The 21,291-nt window shown below is 63.8% G+C and carries 18 protein-coding genes and 1 tRNA gene; 8 read left to right on the top strand and 11 right to left on the bottom strand.

Annotation, left to right across the window (positions count from 1 at the left end):
- Positions 1 to 75: 75 nt before the first annotated feature.
- The 4 genes from C5L14_RS10470 to C5L14_RS10455 all read left to right on the top strand — a co-directional run bounded on the left by C5L14_RS10470 (position 76) and on the right by C5L14_RS10455 (position 6,370).
- Complete coding sequence (locus tag C5L14_RS10470; protein ID WP_105862016.1) at positions 76 to 2,226, top strand: sodium-translocating pyrophosphatase; 2,151 nt, start codon at positions 76 to 78, stop codon at positions 2,224 to 2,226.
- 91 nt (positions 2,227 to 2,317) lie between these two features.
- A complete protein-coding gene (locus tag C5L14_RS10465) occupies positions 2,318 to 3,229 on the top strand; it encodes a LysR substrate-binding domain-containing protein (RefSeq protein WP_105862015.1) in 912 nt (303 codons plus the stop codon).
- Positions 3,230 to 3,425: 196 nt separating this feature from the next.
- Positions 3,426 to 3,752: an NIPSNAP family protein gene (locus C5L14_RS10460; RefSeq protein WP_105862014.1), complete on the top strand. Its 327-nt coding sequence runs from the start codon at positions 3,426 to 3,428 to the stop codon at positions 3,750 to 3,752.
- A 344-nt stretch (positions 3,753 to 4,096) separates the two neighbouring features.
- The gene (locus C5L14_RS10455) at positions 4,097 to 6,370 is read left to right on the top strand and encodes an FdhF/YdeP family oxidoreductase (RefSeq protein ID WP_105862013.1); all 2,274 of its coding nucleotides are present in this window, start codon (positions 4,097 to 4,099) and stop codon (positions 6,368 to 6,370) included.
- A 24-nt stretch (positions 6,371 to 6,394) separates the two neighbouring features.
- Here C5L14_RS10455 and C5L14_RS10450 read toward each other — a convergent pair whose 3' ends face one another.
- Positions 6,395 to 6,988 (bottom strand): TetR/AcrR family transcriptional regulator, encoded by a 594-nt coding sequence (locus tag C5L14_RS10450; RefSeq protein ID WP_105862012.1) that lies wholly within the window; start codon positions 6,986 to 6,988, stop codon positions 6,395 to 6,397.
- 308 nt (positions 6,989 to 7,296) lie between these two features.
- On the opposite strand from C5L14_RS10450, the gene C5L14_RS10445 reads away from it, so the two are divergent.
- The 3 genes from C5L14_RS10445 to C5L14_RS10435 are packed head-to-tail and all read left to right on the top strand — an operon-like array spanning position 7,297 to position 11,106.
- Positions 7,297 to 7,794: a (2Fe-2S)-binding protein gene (locus C5L14_RS10445; RefSeq protein ID WP_105862011.1), complete on the top strand. Its 498-nt coding sequence runs from the start codon at positions 7,297 to 7,299 to the stop codon at positions 7,792 to 7,794.
- Entirely contained in the window at positions 7,791 to 8,849 is a 1,059-nt protein-coding gene (locus C5L14_RS10440; protein ID WP_105862010.1) for an FAD binding domain-containing protein, read from the top strand. Before C5L14_RS10445 ends, C5L14_RS10440 begins: the two co-directional genes overlap by 4 nt.
- The gene (locus C5L14_RS10435) at positions 8,842 to 11,106 is read left to right on the top strand and encodes a xanthine dehydrogenase family protein molybdopterin-binding subunit (protein WP_105862009.1); all 2,265 of its coding nucleotides are present in this window, start codon (positions 8,842 to 8,844) and stop codon (positions 11,104 to 11,106) included. Before C5L14_RS10440 ends, C5L14_RS10435 begins: the two co-directional genes overlap by 8 nt.
- A gap of 141 nt (positions 11,107 to 11,247) precedes the next feature.
- Here the strand turns inward: C5L14_RS10435 and C5L14_RS10430 are convergent, their stop codons facing one another.
- The 8 genes from C5L14_RS10430 to C5L14_RS10395 form a co-directional block, all read right to left on the bottom strand.
- Entirely contained in the window at positions 11,248 to 12,879 is a 1,632-nt protein-coding gene (locus C5L14_RS10430; protein ID WP_105862008.1) for a phytoene desaturase family protein, read from the bottom strand.
- Between the two features lie 143 nt (positions 12,880 to 13,022).
- Complete coding sequence (locus tag C5L14_RS10425) at positions 13,023 to 13,679, bottom strand: MerR family transcriptional regulator (RefSeq protein WP_105862007.1); 657 nt, start codon at positions 13,677 to 13,679, stop codon at positions 13,023 to 13,025.
- A gap of 304 nt (positions 13,680 to 13,983) precedes the next feature.
- Entirely contained in the window at positions 13,984 to 14,301 is a 318-nt protein-coding gene (locus tag C5L14_RS10420) for an integration host factor subunit alpha (protein WP_105862006.1), read from the bottom strand.
- Between the two features lie 255 nt (positions 14,302 to 14,556).
- On the bottom strand, positions 14,557 to 15,534 hold the full coding sequence (locus C5L14_RS10415; protein ID WP_105862005.1) for a beta-ketoacyl-ACP synthase III: 978 nt from the start codon (positions 15,532 to 15,534) through the stop codon (positions 14,557 to 14,559).
- Positions 15,534 to 16,607 (bottom strand): phosphate acyltransferase PlsX, encoded by a 1,074-nt coding sequence (plsX, locus tag C5L14_RS10410; RefSeq protein WP_105862004.1) that lies wholly within the window; start codon positions 16,605 to 16,607, stop codon positions 15,534 to 15,536. The genes C5L14_RS10415 and plsX overlap by 1 nt, the downstream gene beginning before the upstream one ends.
- Before the next feature lie 245 nt (positions 16,608 to 16,852).
- Positions 16,853 to 17,392 (bottom strand): AAA family ATPase, encoded by a 540-nt coding sequence (locus C5L14_RS10405; protein ID WP_105862003.1) that lies wholly within the window; start codon positions 17,390 to 17,392, stop codon positions 16,853 to 16,855.
- Positions 17,392 to 18,201, bottom strand: a complete 810-nt coding sequence (locus tag C5L14_RS10400; RefSeq protein WP_181161115.1) for a site-2 protease family protein — start codon at positions 18,199 to 18,201, stop codon at positions 17,392 to 17,394. Before C5L14_RS10400 ends, C5L14_RS10405 begins: the two co-directional genes overlap by 1 nt.
- A gap of 118 nt (positions 18,202 to 18,319) precedes the next feature.
- Positions 18,320 to 19,684, bottom strand: a complete 1,365-nt coding sequence (locus C5L14_RS10395) for an L-serine ammonia-lyase (protein ID WP_105862001.1) — start codon at positions 19,682 to 19,684, stop codon at positions 18,320 to 18,322.
- A 147-nt stretch (positions 19,685 to 19,831) separates the two neighbouring features.
- Between C5L14_RS10395 and C5L14_RS10390 the strand changes: the two genes are divergently transcribed.
- Positions 19,832 to 19,907, top strand: a tRNA-Thr gene (locus C5L14_RS10390).
- Positions 19,908 to 19,975: 68 nt separating this feature from the next.
- Here C5L14_RS10390 and C5L14_RS10385 read toward each other — a convergent pair.
- The gene (locus C5L14_RS10385) at positions 19,976 to 20,686 is read right to left on the bottom strand and encodes a hypothetical protein (RefSeq protein WP_146126882.1); all 711 of its coding nucleotides are present in this window, start codon (positions 20,684 to 20,686) and stop codon (positions 19,976 to 19,978) included.
- Between the two features lie 421 nt (positions 20,687 to 21,107).
- Positions 21,108 to 21,291 (bottom strand): hypothetical protein (locus C5L14_RS30550; protein WP_210203226.1); only part of this gene is annotated, 184 nt, incomplete at its 5' end.

Below are 21,291 nucleotides of genomic sequence, written 5' to 3'. Positions count from 1 at the left end.
CGAAGGGCAGGGGTCGTTCGTTCGTGCGATTTGTTCAGTGGCTTGTGCGAGTAAAGAACAAGGAACATTTAGTCCATGCTTTCTCTGTGGGTCATTATTGCGTGCGGGGCGCTTTCCCTCGTTTACGGAATCTGGGCATTCCAGTCGGTGATGGCGCAGCCCGCCGGCAACGCCCGGATGCAGGAAATCGCCGGTTTCGTGCGCGAAGGCGCGCAGGCTTATCTCAGGCGCCAATACATCACCATTGCCGGCGTCGGCATCATCATCTTCGCCCTGGTCGCCTATTTCCTTTCGATCCCGAGCGCCATCGGCTTCCTGATCGGGGCCGTGCTCTCGGGTCTCGCCGGCTTCATCGGCATGAACATGTCGGTCAGGGCCAATGTCCGCACGGCGCAGGCCGCGATGAACTCGCTGGGGCAGGGCCTCGAAGTCGCCTTCAAGGCCGGTGCGGTCACCGGCCTGCTGGTGGCGGGCCTGGCTCTTCTCGGGGTGGCCGTCTACTACTATGTGCTGACCGGCCCGATGCAGCTTTCCTTCGCCGATCCCAAGCAGGCGCGTGAGATCATCGATTCGCTGGTGGCTCTGGGCTTCGGCGCCTCGCTGATCTCGATCTTCGCGCGTCTGGGCGGCGGCATCTTCACCAAGGGCGCCGATGTCGGCGGCGACCTCGTCGGCAAGGTCGAGGCCGGCATTCCCGAGGATGATCCGCGCAACCCCGCCACCATCGCCGACAATGTCGGCGACAATGTCGGCGATTGCGCCGGCATGGCAGCCGACCTGTTCGAAACCTATGCAGTCACCGTGGTCGCCACCATGGTGCTGGCGGCGATCCTGTTCGCCGGCACGCCAGTGCTCTCCAATGTGCTGCTCTATCCGCTCGGCATCGGGGCGGCCTGCATCGTCACCTCGATCGTCGGCACCTTTTTCGTCAAGCTGGGCGCCAATCAGTCGATCATGGGCGCGCTCTACAAGGGCTTCATCGCTTCGGCGGTCCTGTCGGTAGCGGGCCTGGCCGTCGCCACGCATTTCCTCATCGGCTGGAACTCGATCGGCACTATCGGCGGCCATGACGTCACCGGTACCGCCCTGTTCGCCTGCGGCATCGTCGGTCTGGTGGTGACGGGCCTGATCGTTTGGATCACCGAATATTATACCGGCATCGGCTATCGGCCGGTGCGCCAGATCTCGCAGGCCTCGGTCACGGGACATGGCACCAACGTCATCCAGGGCCTCGCCGTCTCGCTCGAGGCGACGGCGCTGCCGACCATTGTGATCGTGGCGGGTATCATCGCCACCTATACGCTGGCCGGCCTGTTCGGCACGGCGATCGCCGTGACGACCATGCTGGGCCTTGCCGGCATGGTGGTGGCACTCGACGCCTTCGGCCCGGTCACCGACAACGCCGGCGGCATTGCCGAAATGGCCGGCCTGCCCAAGGAGGTCCGCAAGTCGACGGACGCGCTCGACGCCGTCGGCAATACCACCAAGGCCGTCACCAAGGGCTACGCCATCGGCTCGGCCGGCCTCGGCGCTCTGGTGCTGTTCGCCGCCTATACCTCGGACCTGGCCTATTTCTCTTCGAATTCGGCCCAGTATCCCTATTTCGCCGGGGTGCAGCCGAACTTCTCGCTGGCCAATCCCTTCGTGGTGGTCGGCCTGCTGCTTGGCGGCCTCATCCCCTATCTCTTCGGCGGCATCGCGATGACCGCGGTGGGCAAGGCGGCATCGGCCATCGTCGAGGAGGTCCGGCGCCAGTTCCGCGAGAAGCCCGGCATCATGCAGGGCACCGACAAGCCGGACTACGGCAAGGCGGTGGACCTTCTGACCCGCGCCGCCATCAAGGAGATGCTGGTCCCCTCGCTGCTGCCGGTCCTGTCGCCGATCGTGATCTATTTCCTGGTGCTGTGGATCACCGGCTCGAAGTCGGACGCTTTCGCCGCCGTCGGCGCCATGCTGCTCGGCGTGATCGTCACCGGCCTGTTCGTCGCCATCTCGATGACGGCGGGCGGCGGTGCCTGGGACAACGCCAAGAAATCCTTCGAGGACGGCTTCATCGACGCCAACGGCACCAAGCATCTCAAGGGCTCGGAGGCTCACAAGGCCTCGGTGACCGGCGACACGGTTGGCGATCCCTACAAGGACACGGCCGGTCCGGCCGTCAATCCGGCGATCAAGATCACCAACATCGTGGCGCTGCTCCTGCTGGCCATCCTGGCCCATCACTGAGCTTTCGCGATAGTCTATGGTGGGTGAGGGAGGGCATTGCCCTCCCTCATTCGTTTTGAGGCGGCCGGAAGGGCCGCAATGGTCCTGGCCGATGATCGAGACACGTCTTCTGCACCAGTTCGTGGTCCTCGCCGAGGAACTGCATTTCCATCGCGCCGCCGAGCGGCTGCATATGGCCCAGCCGCCCCTGAGCCAGGCCGTGCGCAAGCTCGAGGAGAAGGTCGGCGCGCGCCTGTTCACGCGCAGCAATCGGCATGTCGCCCTGACGGAGGCGGGCGTTGCCTTTCTCGATACGGCGAAGGCCTGCCTGGCAAGCCTGGAGCAGGGGGCCTTGCGGGCTCGCCGGATCGAGGCGGGCCTGGCAGGCCGGCTTGCCATCACCTTTGTCGGCACGGCCCGTCGTGATCTGGTGCCGTTGGCGCTGCGGACATTCCGCTCCCGTTTTCCGGAGGTGGAGCTCGTGCTGCGCGAGGCGACCACGGCCAAGCAGATCGAGGCTCTGCGAGGCAAGCAGGCCGATATCGGCTTCATGCGCTGGCCGGGCATTCCGGCAGCCGATATCCGTTTCGAGCGCATCGAGCGTGAGCCGGTCCTGGCCGCCTTGCCCGACGATCATCCCCTCGCCACCGGTGCAGCGATCAGGCTGGAGCAGCTGGCCGGTGAGGATTTCATCATGACCCCTCGGGACGAGGGGGTGAGCTTCCACGACCAGCTGATCGCCCTGTGCCGGCATGCCGGGTTCGAGCCGCGCGTCACCCAGCAAGCCTGTGAGATGCAAACCGTCGTCGGCCTGGTGGCAGGCGGCATCGGCGTGGCGCTGGTGCCGGCCTCGGCCGGCCAGGAAAACCGCAAGGGCGCAGTCTTTTGCCCGATCATCACCACGGCGCCGGATGAACTGAGCCATATGGACATGGTGCTGGGCTGGCGGGCCGATATGTCCTCTTCGATCCGCGACAGTTTCATCGATGTCGTCAGGCAGGTGGCAAAAGCCGATACACGATAGATATCAATCGATCTCCTATAATATATTTTACATTGGTGCCTGGGTGGCCAAAATCGCTGCGAGCTGAGCTGGAGCGGTTGTCATGAGCCTTCGCCCGATGGATCGACGTGATCTCCTGAAGTTTGCGGCAGCTGCCGCGACCATGACTTCTGGCTTCCAGGCCGGCTCCAGTCATGCCCGAAGGAGCAGGAATTCGATGATCTATCAATTGCGCATCTATGAGATATTCGAGCACAACAAGGCGGCTTTCCACGCCCGTTTTCGCGACCATGCCGTTCGCATCATGAAGACCTACGGTTTCGACTTCGTCTCGCTGTGGGAGACGGCCACGCCGGAGAGGACGGAATTCGTCTACCTGCTACGCTGGCCGGATGCAGAGACCATGAAGGCGGCCTGGGACCGCTTCATGGCCGACGAGGAATGGCAGCGCATCAAGAACGAGACCGTGGCCCGCGACGGCAAGATGGTCGGCGCGATCGAAGATCGCACCATGCAGGCGGTCGACTATGCGCCCGTGATCTGAGAGGCGGAAATCGCCCCGCAACCCTGGAGTGCCGATCTTCAGATCGGCATTCTTGGAAACGATGCATTTTGCAGAACACGGCGTATCGGGTGCATGCCTCTGCAATGTTAGCGCCTATGGGCGAGCCGGATTGGCCGCCGACGAACAGGTCCAGCAAACCGCGGTACGGCGCCGGCCGATCGAGCTCACCGGCATTCCCATGCCGGTTGACAGGAGAGGGAGAACAAGCAAGCTGGCCGAGGGGCAAGCCTCAATGATCCGACATGCTCCTCGATATGCGAGGGCTGCCGGGCTGGCCGCGATCCGTGACGATCCACATGTGACATAGGGGAGCAGAGGGACATATGGCCCGCAAGCGCGACGTTCCTGGCATCAGGCCATATGGTAGCCCGGCCGGTGGTTGGGGGGCTCTCAAGGCGACGGCGGCGGCCGTGCGCACGCAGATGGAAGTGCTCGAGGCACCGCTGACCTTGCTGCGGATGAACAAGCCGGATGGTTTCGACTGCCCTGGCTGTGCCTGGCCGGACAAGGAGCACAGCTCGACGTTCCAGTTTTGCGAGAACGGTGCCAAGGCCGTGACCTGGGAGGCGACGAGCAGGCGCGTCACGCCGGAATTCTTCGCCGAACACACCGTCACCGAGCTCCTGGGCTGGAGTGACTATCACCTCGAGAACGAGGGCCGTCTCACCCATCCGATGGCCTATGATTCGCAGACGGACACCTATCAGCCGATCGAGTGGGATGATGCTTTCGCCCGCATCGCCGCCGCCTTGCATAGCCTGCCCGATCCGAGCATGGCCGAATTCTATACCTCCGGCCGCGCCTCCAATGAGGCGGCTTTCCTGTTCCAGCTCTTCGCGCGCGAATTCGGCAGCAACAATTTTCCCGATTGTTCGAACATGTGCCACGAGGCCACCAGCGTCGGCCTGCCGCAATCGATCGGCATCGGCAAGGGCACCGTCTCGCTGGAGGATTTCGACCATTGCGAGCTGATCCTCTCGCTGGGGCACAATCCGGGCACCAACCATCCGCGCATGATGGGCACGCTGCATGAATGTTCGCGGCGCGGCGTGCCGATCATCGTGTTCAACCCCCTGAAGGAGCGGGCGCTCGAACGTTTCGCCGATCCGCAGAATCCCATCGAGATGGGGACCTTCGGTTCCACGCGGATCGCCTCGTCCTACTATCAGGTCAAGGTCGGCGCGGACGCCGCCGCCCTCAAGGGCGTGATGAAGGCTTTGGTCGAGATGGACGAGGCGTCGGGCAACAAGATACTCGACCACGATTTCATCACCACCCACACCCACGGCTTTGCCGAGTTCGCAGCCGATCTCGGCGCCACCTCCTGGCAGGCCATCGAGGCCATCAGCGGCTTCAGCAAGGCCCAGCTCGGCGAAGTCGCGGAAGCCTATGCCCGTTCCAATGCCACCATCGTCGCCTACGGCATGGGCATCACGCAGCACAACCGGGGAACCGCCAATGTGCAGCAGATTGCCAATCTCCTGTTGCTGAAGGGCAATTTCGGCAAGCCGGGTGCGGGCATCTGCCCCTTGCGCGGCCATTCCAACGTACAGGGCAACCGGACGGTCGGCATTACCGAAAAACCCAACGCTGTCCTGTTCGAGGGGATCGAGCGCACCTTCGGCTTCAAGCCGCCGAGCCATCACGGCCATGACGCGGTGGCCACCATGGAAGCGATCGACGCGGGCAGCTCGAAGGTCTTGATCTGCCTGGGGGGTAATTTCGCCGTCGCCATGCCCGACCCCGAACGCTGCCAAGCCGCCATGCGCAAGCTCGACCTTGCGGTGCATCTCGACACCAAGCTGAACCGCTCGCAACTGCTCATCGGCAAGCAGTCGATCATCCTGCCGGTGCTGGGGCGGACCGAGCGCGACATGCAGGCGAGCGGGCCCCAGGCGGTGACGGTGGAGGACTCCATGTCCATGGTGCACGCCTCGCGCGGCAAGCTGCCGCCGGCCTCCGAGCACCTGCGCTCCGAGACGGCCATCGTCGCCGGCATGGCGATGGCGACGCTGCCGAACAGCAAGGTGTATTGGGCGGAAATGGTCGCCGATTACGATCTCATCCGCGATGCGATCGAGAGCGTCCTGCCGGACTTCAAGGATTACAACCGGCGGATTCGCATCCCCGGCGGCTTCCGCCTGCCGCTGCCGCCGACGGAGCGCATCTGGCCGACTCCCTCGGGCAAGGCCGAGTTCCTGCCCTTCAAGGGACTTGAGGAGGACGCGATGATGGCCGATGCCAGCCTGCTCAAGCTGGCGACCATCCGCAGCCATGACCAGTACAACACCACGATCTACGGGTTGAACGACCGCTATCGCGGCGTGTTCGGCCGCCGCGACGTGTTGTTCGTGAACGAGGCGGATCTATCCCGTCTGGGACTGGAGCATGGCGATCTCGTCGAGATCGAGACGGCGCTGCCGTCGGGCGAACCCCGGCGCCTCAGCCTCACCGCCATCGCCTATGACATCGCCCGTGGCTCGGTCGCGGCCTATTATCCCGAAGCCAATGGGCTGGTGCCCCTCGACCACAAGGATGAGGAAAGCGGCACGCCTTCCTACAAATCCGTGCCGGTGCGCATCCGCAAAGCAGGGTGACCGGAAGGCGCGGCGATCGGAGATTCAACCTGCCTTGGCAGCTCCGACACACAGGCCGTCGACGAAAACGTCGACGAGCCTTTGTACGGCTTCCAGCCAGCCGGGATGGTCGCGCATGTAGCACATGCCTACCAGGGCCCGCAGCAGGTCCTCCGGCGTGATATCAGCCCGCATCTGTCCGGCGGCAACGGCCCGGGCCAGCAGGATGCCCAGTGCCGTGGTCAGACGGTCGAAGGAATAGGCATAGAGTTCGGACGGAGCATAGGCGGCGAGCGCTAATGCCGTCAGCATGCCTTTCTTGGTCGCGACCAATTGCACATTGGCATGCAGCCAGCGACGGACGGCATCGACCGGCTCCATGCCGTCCTTCAGTTGCTCCGCCAATTCGCTGAGATGATCCACTTCCTGCCGATAGACCGCCTCGAACAGTGATTCGCGGGTGGGAAAGTGGCGGTAGAGCGTGCCGATGCCGACTTCCGCCTGCCTTGCGACGGCCTCCAGGCTCGCCTCGGAGCCACCCCTGCTGAAGACGGTCTTGGCGGCCGCCAGCAGCCGTTCCCGATTGCGGATCGCATCGGCGCGCGGCTTGCGGCTTGTTTTCCCGTTTCGCTCCACCATCTGAATTCAGTCAGCCTGCCCCTTGCAAAACGGAGGGACCCTCCGTATAAATACTGCATGAGCATCAAAACAGACAGATGCTTTTCAATCAAATCGAAGCCCGGCCTTGCCGGGCGATGCGTTTGCAGCGGGGCGCCGAGATTATGTCCGGCGACCCGAAGCCGGGAGCTCGGTCCCTCCGGGTCGTGCTCCCAGGAGACTCTGAAGACACGGGCGCTTTTCGTTCCGAGAGAATCGGCCACACCCCAAAAAGCGCTTCGCTCTCCGCAGCCTCGACAGTTCAAAAAATCAGTCGATTGGAGCAGTGCATGACTTTCTCCATCAGCCTCACCGTCAACGGCGAGCAACGCCATGTTGAACTCGACGATCCCAGGGTGACGCTTCTCGATCTCCTGCGGGAGCGCCTCGACCTCACCGGCACCAAGAAGGGATGCGACCGCGGTCAATGCGGCGCCTGCACCATTCTGGTCGACGGCCGCCGCATCAATTCCTGCCTGGCGCTTGCCGTCAGCCATGATGGCGCGTCGATCGAAACCATCGAGGGCATCGCCCAGGGCGAGAATCTCCACCCCATGCAGGCGGCCTTCATCGCCCATGACGGTTTCCAGTGCGGCTTCTGTACGCCCGGCCAGATCATGAGCGCCATCGGCCTTCTCCGTGAAGGCCAGGCGGGCGACGATCCCGAGCGTATTCGCGAGGGGATGAGCGGCAATCTGTGCCGCTGCTCCGCCTATGCCGGCATCACCGAGGCCGTGCTGGAGGCTCATCATGTCCTCGCCGAGGGCGACCGGAGGAAATCGGCATGAAGAGCTTCGATTATGTGAGGCCCGCCACCATCGCCGAAGCCGTCGCGGCGGCGTCCCAGCCCGGCTCTGCCTTTCTCGCGGCCGGCACCAACCTCCTCGATCTGATGAAGACCGGCGTGAGCCGTCCCGACCGGCTCGTGGATGTCACCCGTCTGCCGGATCTCGGTGCGGTCGAATGGCAGCCCGATGGCAGCGTCAGGATCGGTGCGCTAGTGCGCAATGCGGATCTCGCCCATGATCCGGTTTTCTCGAAAGCCTATCCCGCGATTGCCGAGGCGCTGCTGTCGGGTGCGTCCGGCCAGCTGCGCAATGCGGCGACCGTTGGTGGCAATCTGATGCAGCGTACACGCTGTGCCTATTTCTTCGACGTCACCGGCGCTTGCAACAAGCGTGCCCCGGGCTCGGGCTGCGATGCCCGGGGCGGCGAGAACCGCCTGCATGCCATATTGGGCTGGAGCGAGGCCTGCATCGCAACCCATCCCTCGGATTTCTGCGTGCCGCTGGCGGCTTTCGGCGCCATGGTGGAAATCGAGGGCAGGGCAGGGCGTCGTGAAATCCCGTTCGGCGATCTGCATCGTCTTCCGGGCGATGCGCCGGAGCACGATACGGCTCTGGAACCGGGCGAACTGATCGTGGCCGTGAGATTGCCCGCCGATGCCGCCGGCTTTGCGGCGAATGCCCGGTATCTCAAGGTTCGCGAGCGGACATCCTATGCCTTTGCCGTGGTCTCGGCGACCGCTGCCCTGCGCCTCAGGGATGGGGTGATCGAGGAGGCGCGGCTGGCGCTTGGCGGCGTCGCGGCCAAGCCCTGGCGGCCGCTCGAAGCGGAAGCGACCCTGACCGGCGCCGTGCCGGACGAAGCCGTCTTCCGGCGCGCGGCGCAGGCCGCTCTCGCCGGGGCGAAGCCCTCGGGCGACAATGAATTCAAGATTGAACTGGCGCGCCGCACGCTCGCGCGCGCCCTGGCCGAAGCGGCCGCCGGCACGCCGGATCGTATCCCCGCTTTGCCGGGTTCTCCTTTCTCAACCCTGCCCGGAGCACGCCGAGATGCCTGAACTCGTCACGCCCGACCTCAAGCCGAACCGGTCTCCCGCTCATGTCCGGCACGGCTCCAATATCGGCCAGCCTTTGACGCGCCGCGACGGCGTGCTCAAGGTTACCGGCGCCGCACGCTACGCGGCCGACAATCATCCTGCTGGCATGCTCTACGCCGTGATCGCCGCGGCGCAGATTGCCCGTGGCCGGGTTGCCGCCCTCGACGTCGAGGCGGCCAAGGCCCATCCGGGCGTGGTGGAGGTGATGACACCGGATCACAAGCCGGCGCTGGCGCAGGATCCGGATGCCAAGGACCATCCCTTCATGTTCCGGCTCGATGTCCTGCAGAACGACCGCGTGCGCTATGCGGGGCAGCCCATCGCCGTGGTGATCGCGCAGTCACTGGAAGCCGCGACGGAGGGCGCCGCCCTGCTGGCCCCACGCTACGAGATGGAAACAACCAGGGTCGGCCTCGATGGCGACAGCTTCGTGCCGGCGGCTGTGGGCGTCGGCAACCCCTCGCAAGCCGTGCATGGCGACATCGAGGCCGGTTTCGCCGAGGCGGACAAGCGGATTGAAGCCGTCTACGAGACGCCTACCCAATATCACAACCCGATCGAGCCGCATGCCATCGTCGCAAGCTGGCAGGGCGACAGCCTTTCGATCGATACGCCCAGCCAGGGCATGGCGATGGCGCAGGGCCGCATTGCCGCCCTCTTCGGCATCGCACCGGACAAGATCCATATCCGCAGCCCGTTTCTCGGCGGCGGCTTCGGCTGCAAGGGGCTGGTTTCGGGGCCCCAGATCCTGGGCATCATGGCGGCCCGCCTCGTCGGCCGGCCGGTGAAGCTCGTGCTTCGGCGCGATCAGATGTACGGGCCGGTGGGCCATCGCGCGCCTACCCGGCAAACTTTGCAGCTCGGCGTTGCCGCAGACGGGGCGCTGAGGGCGCTCGTCCATCACGCCAGAACGGCTTCCTCGACCTTCGACGACTTCTTCGAGCCTGCCGCCAGCGCTTCGCATGCGCTCTATGCCAGCCCTGCCATCGCCACCACCTATGACGCCGTGCGCACCGATACGGGAACCCCGCTGTTCATGCGGGCGCCCGGCGAGGCCTCCGGTTCCATCGCGCTGGAAAGCGCTATGGACGAAGCGGCCTGGGCAAGTGGCATCGATCCGCTCGAGTTCCGGCTCAGGAACTATGCCGAAATCGAACCGACCACCGGCAAGCCCTTCTCTTCGAAAGCCCTGCGCGAATGCTATGCGGAAGGTGCCAAGCGTTTCGGCTGGGCCGGCCGGCCGCTCGCCCCCCGCCAGATGCGCGACGAAGCCGGCTTTCTCGTCGGCTGGGGCATGGGCACGGCCATCTTCCCGGCTCTGATGTTCCAGGCCGAGGCGCGGGCCGTGATCCGGCGCGACGGTTCCGGCCTGATGGAAACCGGCGCCCATGACATGGGACAGGGGGCCTGGACAGCCTTGGCCCAGATCGCTGCCGACGGCCTGGGGCTCGACATCGACCGCGTGGAATTCCGGGCAGGTACCTCCGACCTGCCGGATGCCGGCATCGCCGGTGGTTCGGCGCATACGGCAACGGCCGGTGCGGCGATCCATGAAGCCGGTGCGGCGGTGATCGCCAAGCTGGCGGACCTGGCTGTGGGCGACGAGCGCTCGCCGCTGTTCGGCGCCGGCAATGCCGGCGTGATCGCCCGCGACGGCCGTCTCCACCGACGCGACGATGAAAGCCGCAGCGAGAGCTATGCCGATATTCTCGGCCGCGCAGGCCTGGCGGAAATCGAGGCCCGGGGGCGCGGCAGCGCCGACCCCGCGTCGCAGGCGAGCTATGCCATGCATGCCCATGGCGCGGTGTTCGCCGAGGTCAAGGTCGATCCCGATCTCGGGCAGGTGCGTGTCAGCCGGCTCGTCGGCGCCTTTGCGGCCGGGCGGATCATCAACCCCCATCTGGTTCGCAGCCAGTATCTCGGTGGCATGATCTGGGGCGTGTCCTTCGCCTTGCACGAGCATGCGGTGATCGATCACCGTTCCGGCCGGATCATGAATGCGGATCTCGCCGAATACCATGTGCCCGTCAATGCCGACGTACCGTCACTGGAGGCCATCCTGGTCGAGGAGCACGATCCGCATGTGAACGCGCTCGGCATCAAGGGCGTCGGCGAGATCGGCATCACCGGCACGGCTGGTGCCGTGGCCAACGCCGTCTGGCACGCGACCGGCAAGCGCGTGAGGCATTTCCCGATTGCCATCGAGGAATTGCTGTGAGGTAGCGGTCATCCCGGACGCGCAGCAACACGAAGTGGTGCGGCGCAGATCCGGGATCGCCCACCGGATGGATCTCATTTTCATCGCGGTCCCGCGTCGGCGGCGCACCACTTCGTGCTGCACCGCGCGCGGGATGACGGCCTAGACCCGGTCGCAGAGCATCTCCCGTGCGGCGTTATGGCCAGGCGCCCCGGTGACGCCGCCGCCGGGATGCGTGCCGGAGCCGCAGATATAGAGCCCCTTTACCGGTGTGCGGTAATCGCCATAGCCGAGCATGGGCCGGGCCGAGAAGAGCTGGTCGAGCGACAGCGCGCCGTGGAAGATGTCGCCGCCGACCAGGCCGAACACCCGTTCGAGATCGAGGGGCGTCAGCACCTGGCGTCCGAGCACGCTCTGCCTGAAGCCGGGGGCGTAGCGCTCGACCGTGTCGATCATCAGGTCGGCGACTTCCTCGCGATGGGCGTCCCAACTCGCGCCATTCGGCAGTTGCGGCGCCACATATTGACAGAACAGGCTGGCGACGTGTTGGCCCTTGGGTGCGAGCGTGTCGTCGAGCGTGGAGGGGATCAGCATCTCCACGATCGGCTGCCGGCTCCAGCCGTGACGACGGGCCTCCAGGAAGGCCTCTTCCATATAGTCGAGGCTCGGCCCGATGATGATGCCGGCGGTGTGGTGGATGCCCTGTTCTTTGCCGGGCAGGGCGGTAAAGCTGGGCAATTCGGAGAGTGCCACATTCATGCGCAGCACGCCCGAGCCGCATTTGAAACGGCGGATGCGCTGCAGGAAATCGGCCGGCACGGCATCTTCCGGCACGATCCTGTCGAAGAGCAGGCGCGGGCCGATATTGGCGGCGACGGCCTTGGCGCGGATGACGCGGCCATCCTCCAGTTCCACGCCGGCCGTGACGCCCTTCTCCACGATGAGGCGACGGACGGGGGCCTGCGTCTCGATCTCGGCGCCGGCCTCGCGGGCGGCATTGGCCATGGCCTGCGTGATCGCACCCATGCCGCCGATGGCATGGCCCCAGGCGCCCTTCTTGCCGTTTACCTCGCCGAAGACGTGGTGCAGCAGCACATAGGCCGAGCCCGGCGTCGAGGGGGCGGCATAGGAGCCGACGATGGAGTCGAAGCCGAACAGGACCTTCGCCTCCAGACTTTCGAACCAACCGTCGAGATAGTCGCTCGCCGATTTGGTGAAGAGGTCGAGCAGCACGCGGCGATGATGCATGTCGAGCTTGGATAGCCGATGCCCCAGCTTGCCGGCGCGCAGCAATTCCGGCAGCGAGCCGAACCAGCCTTCGTCGGAGACGTTGGGCGGGGTCTCCAGGATGAGATCGCGCAGCACGTCGGCGATGGTGTCGATCTCGTCGCAATAGGCCGGAAAGCGAGCAGCATCCTTCTGGCTGAACTTGGCGATCTCATCCTGTGTGCGGCCCTCGCCGGAAAGGATGTAGCGCCCGTCGGGGAAGGGGAAGAAATTGGAGGCCTGGCGTTCGACCACCCTGAGGCCGTGACGCTCCAGCTCCATATCCCTGATGACCTTGGGATTGAGCAGGCTCACCGTGTAGGAGGCTACGGAATTGCGGAAGCCAGGATGGAACTCTTCAGTCACCGCGGCGCCGCCGACGACGGAGCGGCGCTCGAGCACCTTCACCCGCCGGCCAGCCCGGGCGAGATAATAGGCGCAGGTCAGGCCGTTATGGCCACCGCCGATAATGACCGCGTCATAGGGAGTGGTCGCGGTATGAACCGCCGGTGAAGATGCGCTGGCCAATTCGCCGAAGCCTTTTCGTTATGGCGGTGCGCCTGGAACCACGAACGTCTGGTCCGCTTCCCGGAACGCTCCGCCGGCTGCCTAGGCAGAGCGGGCGGGACGTCCGCGGTCCCAGCCGCGGCAGTTTCCCGTCGAACGATCCATTAGCCGCGGGCAGCTTCCAGGATGTGCTTGCACTCGCCGAGTTCCAGTAGAACCGTCTGCAGCCGCCTGCGCCGCTCCTCGCTCAGCGACAAGCCGCTGCCGCTTTCGGTCTGCGCGACCGGATGCGGCGCCGGGCGCGGCTCGCTGCGCATGGGCGGGCCTGCCAGGGATGACAGCGGCAGCGAAGCCTGCGCCGGCGGCGGCTCATAGGTTTCGGGCTCTTCGTCGAAGACCGGCTCGATCCGATCATCGCCCTCGTCGTAGTCGCTCGCGCGACCACCCGGCGCAGGGGCCTCTGCCTCGGGCCACTCGGCCCGCTCACGGCGGCGCTCTTCCTCGTCGGCCCGTGGGATCACCGCGACAGGCGGCACATAGTCCTCGTTCTGAGCCCGGCCGATCTCGATGACATGCCGATTGCCACGCTCCTTGAGGATGCGCTGCACACCCTTGATGGTGTAGCCCTCGCCATAGAGATAGTAGCGAATGCCCTTGAGCAGGTCGATGTCGTCAGGGCGATAATAGCGGCGCCCGCCACCGCGCTTCAGCGGCTTGATTTGGCTGAAGCGTGTTTCCCAGAAGCGCAGGACATGCTGGGGCAGGTCGAGATCCTCGGCGACCTCGCTGATCGTGCGAAACGCGTCAGGTGCTTTTTCCATGCTGCCGGACTCCCGAGCGGAAAGCGGCGAATCGTGCCTTTCCCCTATCACTCGTCCGATTCTGTAATGAAAGACAAGCGTTTATCACTTGTTTCCAACCCAAAACATCATCGGATGGTAGCTTGAAACCGTTGGAGGGAAAGGAAATGGCCATTCCCGGCGGGTGGGGGCGGCCGCAACGACGGATGGTTTGGGAGATGCTCGTCATGCGCACGGATGGCGCGAATTCACCGGAATTGCCCTCTCTCGCGCAAACTTGGACTGATCAATCAATTATGAATTTGCCAGCAAGGCCGAAGTCCGACTAGTCGTCGGTGACGCCATCGACATTCTCGCCGTTGATCTGGGCCTTGAGAATGTTGGAAGGCTTGAAGACCATGACGCGGCGAGGGGAGATCGGCACTTCCTTGCCGGTCTTGGGATTGCGGCCGATACGCTCGCCCTTGGAGCGCACCACGAAGGAGCCAAAGGACGACAGCTTCACCGTCTCGCCCCGCTCGAGGCAACTGGAGATTTCATGCAGGACCATCTCGACCAGTTCCGAGGACTCGGTCCGCGACAGGCCCACTTTTTGGTAAACCGCTTCGCAAAGATCTGCTCTTGTGACGGTATTTCCCGCCATCGCTTTCATGCCCCACGTTGGACAGGCTCCATGAAGAGGCCACCTGTCTGTTATCCGTTCGATGCAGCCCGGAACCGCGGGAAGCCTGTCCCGCCACGAATCCGCCCCGCAAATCATCCCAGCAGGGCCGGCACTGAAGTCCCGACTCTATGTCACTGAAAACGCGAAGCTATTGACGAAATCGGTCAAGGTCAACCACCAATCGAAACCGGTGTTCGCTTCCGCCTCGGTCAGGCAACCGTCAAATTCGTCAGACTACCAGCGGATCAGGGACGCGCCCCAGGTGAAGCCACCGCCCATGGCCTCCAGCAGGACGAGGTCTCCCCGCTTGATGCGTCCGTCCTTGACGGCGGTGTCGAGCGCCAGGGGAATCGAGGCCGAGGAGGTGTTGGCATGCTCGGAAACAGTGAGCACCACCTTCTCCGGCGGCAGGCCGAGCTTTTCGGCGGTGGCGTGGATGATGCGGGCATTGGCCTGGTGCGGCACGAACCAATCCACTGCGTCATAGGGCAAACCGAGATCATCCATGGTGTCGATGATGATCTGCGGCACCATGCCGACCGCCAGCTTGAAGACTTCCTTGCCGTCCATGCGCAGCTTGCCGACAGTGCCCGTGGTGGAGGCACCGCCATCCACATACAGCTTCGACTTATGGCGCCCGTCCGAGCGCAGCTTGGTGGCCAGGACGCCCTGATCGTGGATGGAACCGTCGTTCATCGTGGCTTCGACCACCACCGCGCCGGCACCGTCGCCGAACAGCACGCAGGTGGTACGATCCGACCAGTCCAGAATGCGCGAATAGGTCTCGGCGCCGATGACGAGCGCATGCTTGGCCGAGCCCGAGCGCAGGAAATTATCGGCAATGGAAAGGCCATAGACGAAACCGGTACACACGGCCTGGACGTCAAAGGCGGCGCCGCCGGTCATGCCGATATTGGCCTGCACGGTGGTGGCCGTTGCTGGGAAGGTGTTGTCGGGCGTCGAGGTCGCCAGCACAATCAGATCGATGTCGGAACCTTTCAGACCGGCATCCGCCAAAGCGCGTTCGGCCGCTTTGGTGGCGAGATCCGAGGTGAATTCGCCCTCCGCCGCCTGGTGGCGGGCACGGATGCCGGTACGCTGCACGATCCACTCGTCAGAGGTGTCGACGAGCTTGGACAGATCGTCATTGGTGACGCGCTTTTCCGGCAGATAGGAGCCGATGCCCCTGATGACAGAACGAATTGTCGCCATTATGCAGCGTCCGGATTGCTGGCGGCGGCCATCACGGCGCGGTGGTCGAAGCTCAGGCTTTCGGTGATTTTCGTCATGAGTTCTTGTTTAACCATATCATAGGCCAAATCGATGGCGGCAGCGTAGCCTTCGGCATTGGCGCCCCCATGGCTCTTGATCACGATGCCGTTGAGGCCGAGGAAGACGCCGCCATTGACCCGGTTGGGATCGAGCTTTTCGCGCAAAGCCTGGAAGGCGCCGCGGGCGAAGAGGTAACCGATGCGCGCCATCAGGGTGCGCGACATGGCCGAACGCAAATAGGAAGCAATCTGCTTGGCCGTGCCTTCGGCGGTCTTGAGCGCGATATTTCCGGCAAAACCCTCCGTCACCACCACGTCGACGGTGCCCTTGCCGAGATCGTCGCCCTCGACGAATCCATGGTAGGTCAGGTCGGGCAGGCTGGTCTCGCGCAGGATACGGCCGGCCTCGCGCACCATTTCGAGACCCTTGACCTCCTCGACGCCGACATTGAGCAGGCCGACGGTGGGCCTTTCCACCCCCAGCACGATGCGGGCCATGGCCGCGCCCATGACCGCCATGTCGATCAGGGCATTGGAATCGGCACCGATTGAGGCACCGACATCGAGCACGATCGATTCGCCTCGCAGGGTCGGCCACAGGGCGGCGATGGCAGGGCGGTCGATCTCGGCGAGCGTGCGCAGGCAAAAGCGCGCCATCGCCATCAGCGCGCCTGTGTTGCCGGCCGAAACAGTGGCATCCGCCTCGCCCTTGTTGATGGCGTCGATGGCCAGCCACATCGAGGATTTCTTGCGACCATAGCGCAGGGCATGGCTCGGCTTGTCGTCCATGCGGATGGCGACATCGGTGTGATGGACGCTGGAAACGGCCTGAAGGCGCGGGCGGGTGGCGAGCAGCGGGGCGATGACCGCCTCATCGCCATAGAAGGAAAAGCTCAGATCGGGATGGCGGGTGAGGGCCAACTCGGCGGCCGGAATCACGACCGTGGGGCCGTGGTCGCCCCCCATCGCGTCGAGAGCGATACGAATTTTCGAAGCCCGATTGTCGGAAGCCATGAAGTGTTCGGTTGCCCTGTTGCGTCTGGCCGCTGCGTACGGCGGGGGAGGCGCTGCGTTTTGCAGCAAAAGACCATGCACCACAAGAGTGTAGCGAAGGTTGATGGCCGGAATTTAGGCACGGCCAGGATGTAGAAGCCGTCGATTGGCCGATTCTCACGTCAAAATCATGGTGAGGAAAGGCGCGATTGCAAGAAAATGCATAGCTGCCTCGCGACACCTTGGCGGATGCTTTCTCGGGCACATCAGGGCTTCAGCCAAAAGCTTCCGCGGGCGGCGGCCTTTCGGACGGCCGCCAGCGTGGCCGCAGGAGCCTGCCCTTCCGTTGCGATGGCATGATGTTCGAGTGGCCCCAAATCGGAGAATTGCTGGTGCAGCGCCGTGATCGGCCCGGGATCGCTGAGAGTGTCGCCGCCGCGCAGGCGGCAGCGTTCGATCGCCGCCGCCAGAGGAGGGCGCAGCACCACATAATGGACGGGCATGGCGAGCGTCTTGAATGGCGAGAGGAACCAGGGACCGACAATGCCGTCCAGGATCACGAAATAGCCGCCACGGGCATAGGCCCGAGCGGCACCGACGAGGACATCGATCACGACCGCATTCTGATGATGGGCTTCAGGCAGATAGGGCGCGATCGCGCCATTCTTGATGAAATGCCAGAAATCGTCGGCGTGCAGATGCACGGCCGGCGCACCGGGCTCGGGGGCGAGGGCCTGTGCCGTCGTCGTCTTTCCCGAACCCGGAGGGCCGGTGAGAATGAGGATATGGCCTGCAAGGTCGGGCATTAGGGCCTGTCGGGATGCGAAAGGGAGGCGCGCTTATTCAAAGCTTGGCGGAATGCGCGCCAGTTGGGCGTAAGATAGGGGGGTGACCATATCAACATGCCGAAGGTGAGGGCAGCGATCATCAGTCCTTTGACGAGGATTGCCAGTACCAGGCCGATGAGGCCCGTCCACAATTGAGCTCGCCTTCGTCCTAGGCGAGCTTCGAGGTAATCATGGAACAGATGGCCTCCGTCGAGTGGATAGGCGGGCAGGAGATTGAGAAAGGCCAAGGCGAGATTGAACCAGCCAAGCCATCTCAAGACGACCAGAGGTGCCGGGTCAGGGCGCATCGACAACAAGAATTGGCGGCTCTCGGCGGACAGTTCGCGTATGAACAAGAACGATTCGCTGTCGGGCGGAGGGGGAGAAGCCAAGAATGTCTTCACCAATTCGCAGCTGGAAAGACATAGGATGAAAATCAGGAGGTTAACTGCCGGTCCGGCGAGAATAACCAGACGATATTCGCGCCGGGTCGGTGCGCCTTCGTCGAACTCAACTTCCCCGCCGCCGGCATGCAGGCGGATCAGTGTTGGTCTCAAGCCGAAGCGCTGCCCCATTCGAGCATGGCCCAATTCGTGGGCGAGGATGGAGAGCATGATACCGAGGGCAATGAAGACGCTCTCGATCAAGCCGGATAGGGTTGCCTTTCTGAGAAAGGGCGAGATCAGTGCCAGTATCGGAAGAATTAGCCAAGCCTGAACCCAGATCGGAGGTAGGCCGGGCAGGTGAATCTCATCGCCGCCACCATAGATCTTGTGCCTCAACCGCATCCGCCCATCCGCCATCGGAGGCGTAAGATGCGATGGGCCTGTCGTACTGGCAAGAGGAACGGTTGCCTTCGCCTTGCCCTTGATCAAAGATGCCGAAGTAAAGATTGCGCGCAGAGCGTCAGCATTCCACCGCATTCACGGCGAGGCCGCCTTGCGAGGTTTCCTTGTATTTGGACTGCATGTCCGCGCCGGTGACGCGCATCGTGGTGATCACCTGGTCGAGGCTGACCTTGTGGGTGCCGTCCCCCCGCAGGGCGAGAGAGGCGGCGGCGATCGCCTTGTTGGCGCCGAAGGCGTTGCGCTCGATGCAGGGGATCTGCACCAGGCCGCCGATCGGGTCGCAGGTCATGCCGAGGTGATGCTCCATGCCGATCTCGGCCGCGTTCTCGACCTGGCCAATGCTGCCGCCGAGCGCCGCTGCGAGCCCGCCCGCCGCCATCGAGGCGGCAACGCCGACCTCGCCCTGGCAGCCGACCTCCGCGCCCGAGATCGAGGCGTTCATCTTGAACAGCATGCCGATTGCCGCAGCCGTGAGCAGGAACTCGTCGGCGCCGGCTTCCGAATAGTCGCAAAAATCATGGTAGTATCTTAGTACCGCCGGCACGATGCCCGCCGCACCGTTCGTGGGAGCCGTCACCACGCGGCCGCCGGCGGCGTTCTCCTCGTTCACGGCGATGGCGAAGAGGGAGACCCAGTCCATCACCTCATGCGGGGCGCGGACATTGCGGCCGATATCGCTGAGCAGGCGGTCATGCAGGGCCTTGGCCCGGCGCTTCACCCGCAGACCGCCCGGCAATTCGCCCTCCTGGCTGATGCCGCGGTCGATGGCGGCATTCATCACCGAGCGGATGCCGGCGAGCCGCTCGCGGACGGCGGCTTCGGGCTGGCTCGCGGTCTCATTGGCGAGCACGATGCCGCCGATGCTCAGACTGTGCTCGCTCCCCAGGCGCAGCAGGTCGGCGCTGCTGCGGAACGGGTAGGGGACGTTCGCCGTCGCTCGGGCCGCGGCGTTTTCCCCCTCCGCCAGCACGAAGCCGCCGCCGACGGAATAGTAGAATTCCGTGGCGAGGGCGGTGCCATCCTCGTGCCAGGCCGTGAAGGAGAGGGTATTGGGATGGCCTTTGGGCTGCGTTTTGCGATCGAAGACGATGTCGCGGTTGCGCTCGAAGCTCATGGCGCGGCGTCCGCCCAGCGCGAGCATCCCCTTGCTGGTGGCGTCTTCGACGATTGCGGCGACGGTTTCGGGATCGACGGTCTCGGGTTCCTCGCCCGCGAGACCCAGGATCACGGCGATATCGCTGGCATGCCCGTGGCCGGTCCAGGCCAGCGAACCGTAAAGCACGGTTTCGACCCGGTGGGTGTGGATGAAACGGCCTTGCTTGCGGAGCGACTGCACGAAACGATTGGCGGCACGCATGGGGCCGACAGTGTGCGAAGACGAGGGGCCGATGCCGATTTTGAAGATGTCGAAGACACTGATCATCGGCTCTGAGTTCCCATCAAAGTGTCGCAGCTGGACCCTCACAATCGAAACACGCCACCACTCAGTGGAGCGTAACGGATGTTACACCAACTTTCATTGCACAGGAAACTTGCGCGATGGGGCCCGAATTGCTACCCCAAAACCGACGCCGGTTTAGCTCAGCTGGTAGAGCAACCGCCTTGTAAGCGGTAGGTCGCGAGTTCAAGTCCCGCAACCGGCACCAAACGCCTTCAAACTTGAATGTTTGTTGACCACCTGGGCGGGGCGATGGCCGTTCCCGGGATCCGGACATCAACCCGCATAGGCGAAATAGACCTTTCCCCGTGCCGGATCGACGATCGTGACGCGCCCGCCGCGGGCATAGGCATAGAATGAGCCTCCCGCCTGAATGGCTTGGTCGGCTTCTGTAGCGCGTTTTTTCTCGATGGATATGAAAAAGCCGTATCGTCCCAGATATTCCGCGATGCTGGGAGAATGAAGGGACCCCGGGGCGGCTCCCTTCATTTGAAGGGTGTCGTCATGGGGATACCAGCGCTCGTCGCCGGTATCGCCGACGGGTGTCCGGTGCCACTGGGCGGTGCCGCCCGGAAGCCTGCCGCCGAGCCGGCTGCCTTGGTCTCTTGCCCATTTCGCACTTTGTCCGGTCAGACGGTAGACGACGAAGCCGGTTTCATTGTCGCCGGGCATGAAACCCAGGCCCCACGACTCCTCGAGCCGATATTCCACCGCGGCGACCTGGAGTGGCTGAGGTACGCGATCGAGCAGCATCTGGCGGTCGCAGGCCTCGATGGCGAGGATGGGTAGACCAATTAGAACAACGGCCGATATCGCGACCGTAACGCGCCTGGCCGTCCGCCCCCGCGGAGGCTTTCGCCAGGCACGACAGGCGACATACATCAGAAAGCAAGCAAGGCTTGTCGGCAGCAGGCCGACGAGAGCGATGACCGTGACGAGGGCGATAAGCGCGAGCAGTGCCGGAAGTCTCCTATCGACCGTTACCAAGATCTCGGACGCGTTGAGGCCGTGTCAGTCGGGAGATATCGCGACGATGAGCAAGCTTGTAGTACCAGGAGTGTCGAAGCTCTGCGGGAGTCATGGAAAATCAAAGCAAGCGCCTGCCGTCGGCCGCTGTTCGGGCCCCGAACGGCCAGCTGACTGGTTCTCGACCGAGTGAATTTGGCCGGTTTGGGCGAACTTTGGACTGCCTCTTATTTTGACTAGGCAGCAGCCACTATTCGCCAAGGCCTGGGCTTACGCTTACCCCTTCGCAGACTGACCCTGGCGGCTGCGATAAGATGAGCGGGAGAAAAACTCCTTTATGGACGTGAGAATATTTAAGCTCTTCATAATTCGGATGGCGGAGTTGAAGACCTATCATTCCGCCTGATAGAACAATATGCTATAACAAAGATTTCGTCCTTCTTCAGCCATCACGATCCGACATCAGGTCCGTAAAATTTTGGGCTAAACCTTTTTGTGTCGGGTTGCGGAAACAACAGAGATATGCCGAGCCTTTCCTTTGGCGGCTGATGGAACCTATCTTGGGGAGAATTTGAATGTTATCCCGCTGATTGCTCTCGTTCACGACGTTACTGAGCGCCCCCCCC

It is taken from the genome of Labrys okinawensis (assembly GCF_002982075.1).
Taxonomy (GTDB): domain Bacteria; phylum Pseudomonadota; class Alphaproteobacteria; order Rhizobiales; family Labraceae; genus Labrys; species Labrys okinawensis_A.
This window is presented reverse-complemented; position numbering and strand designations above follow the sequence as displayed.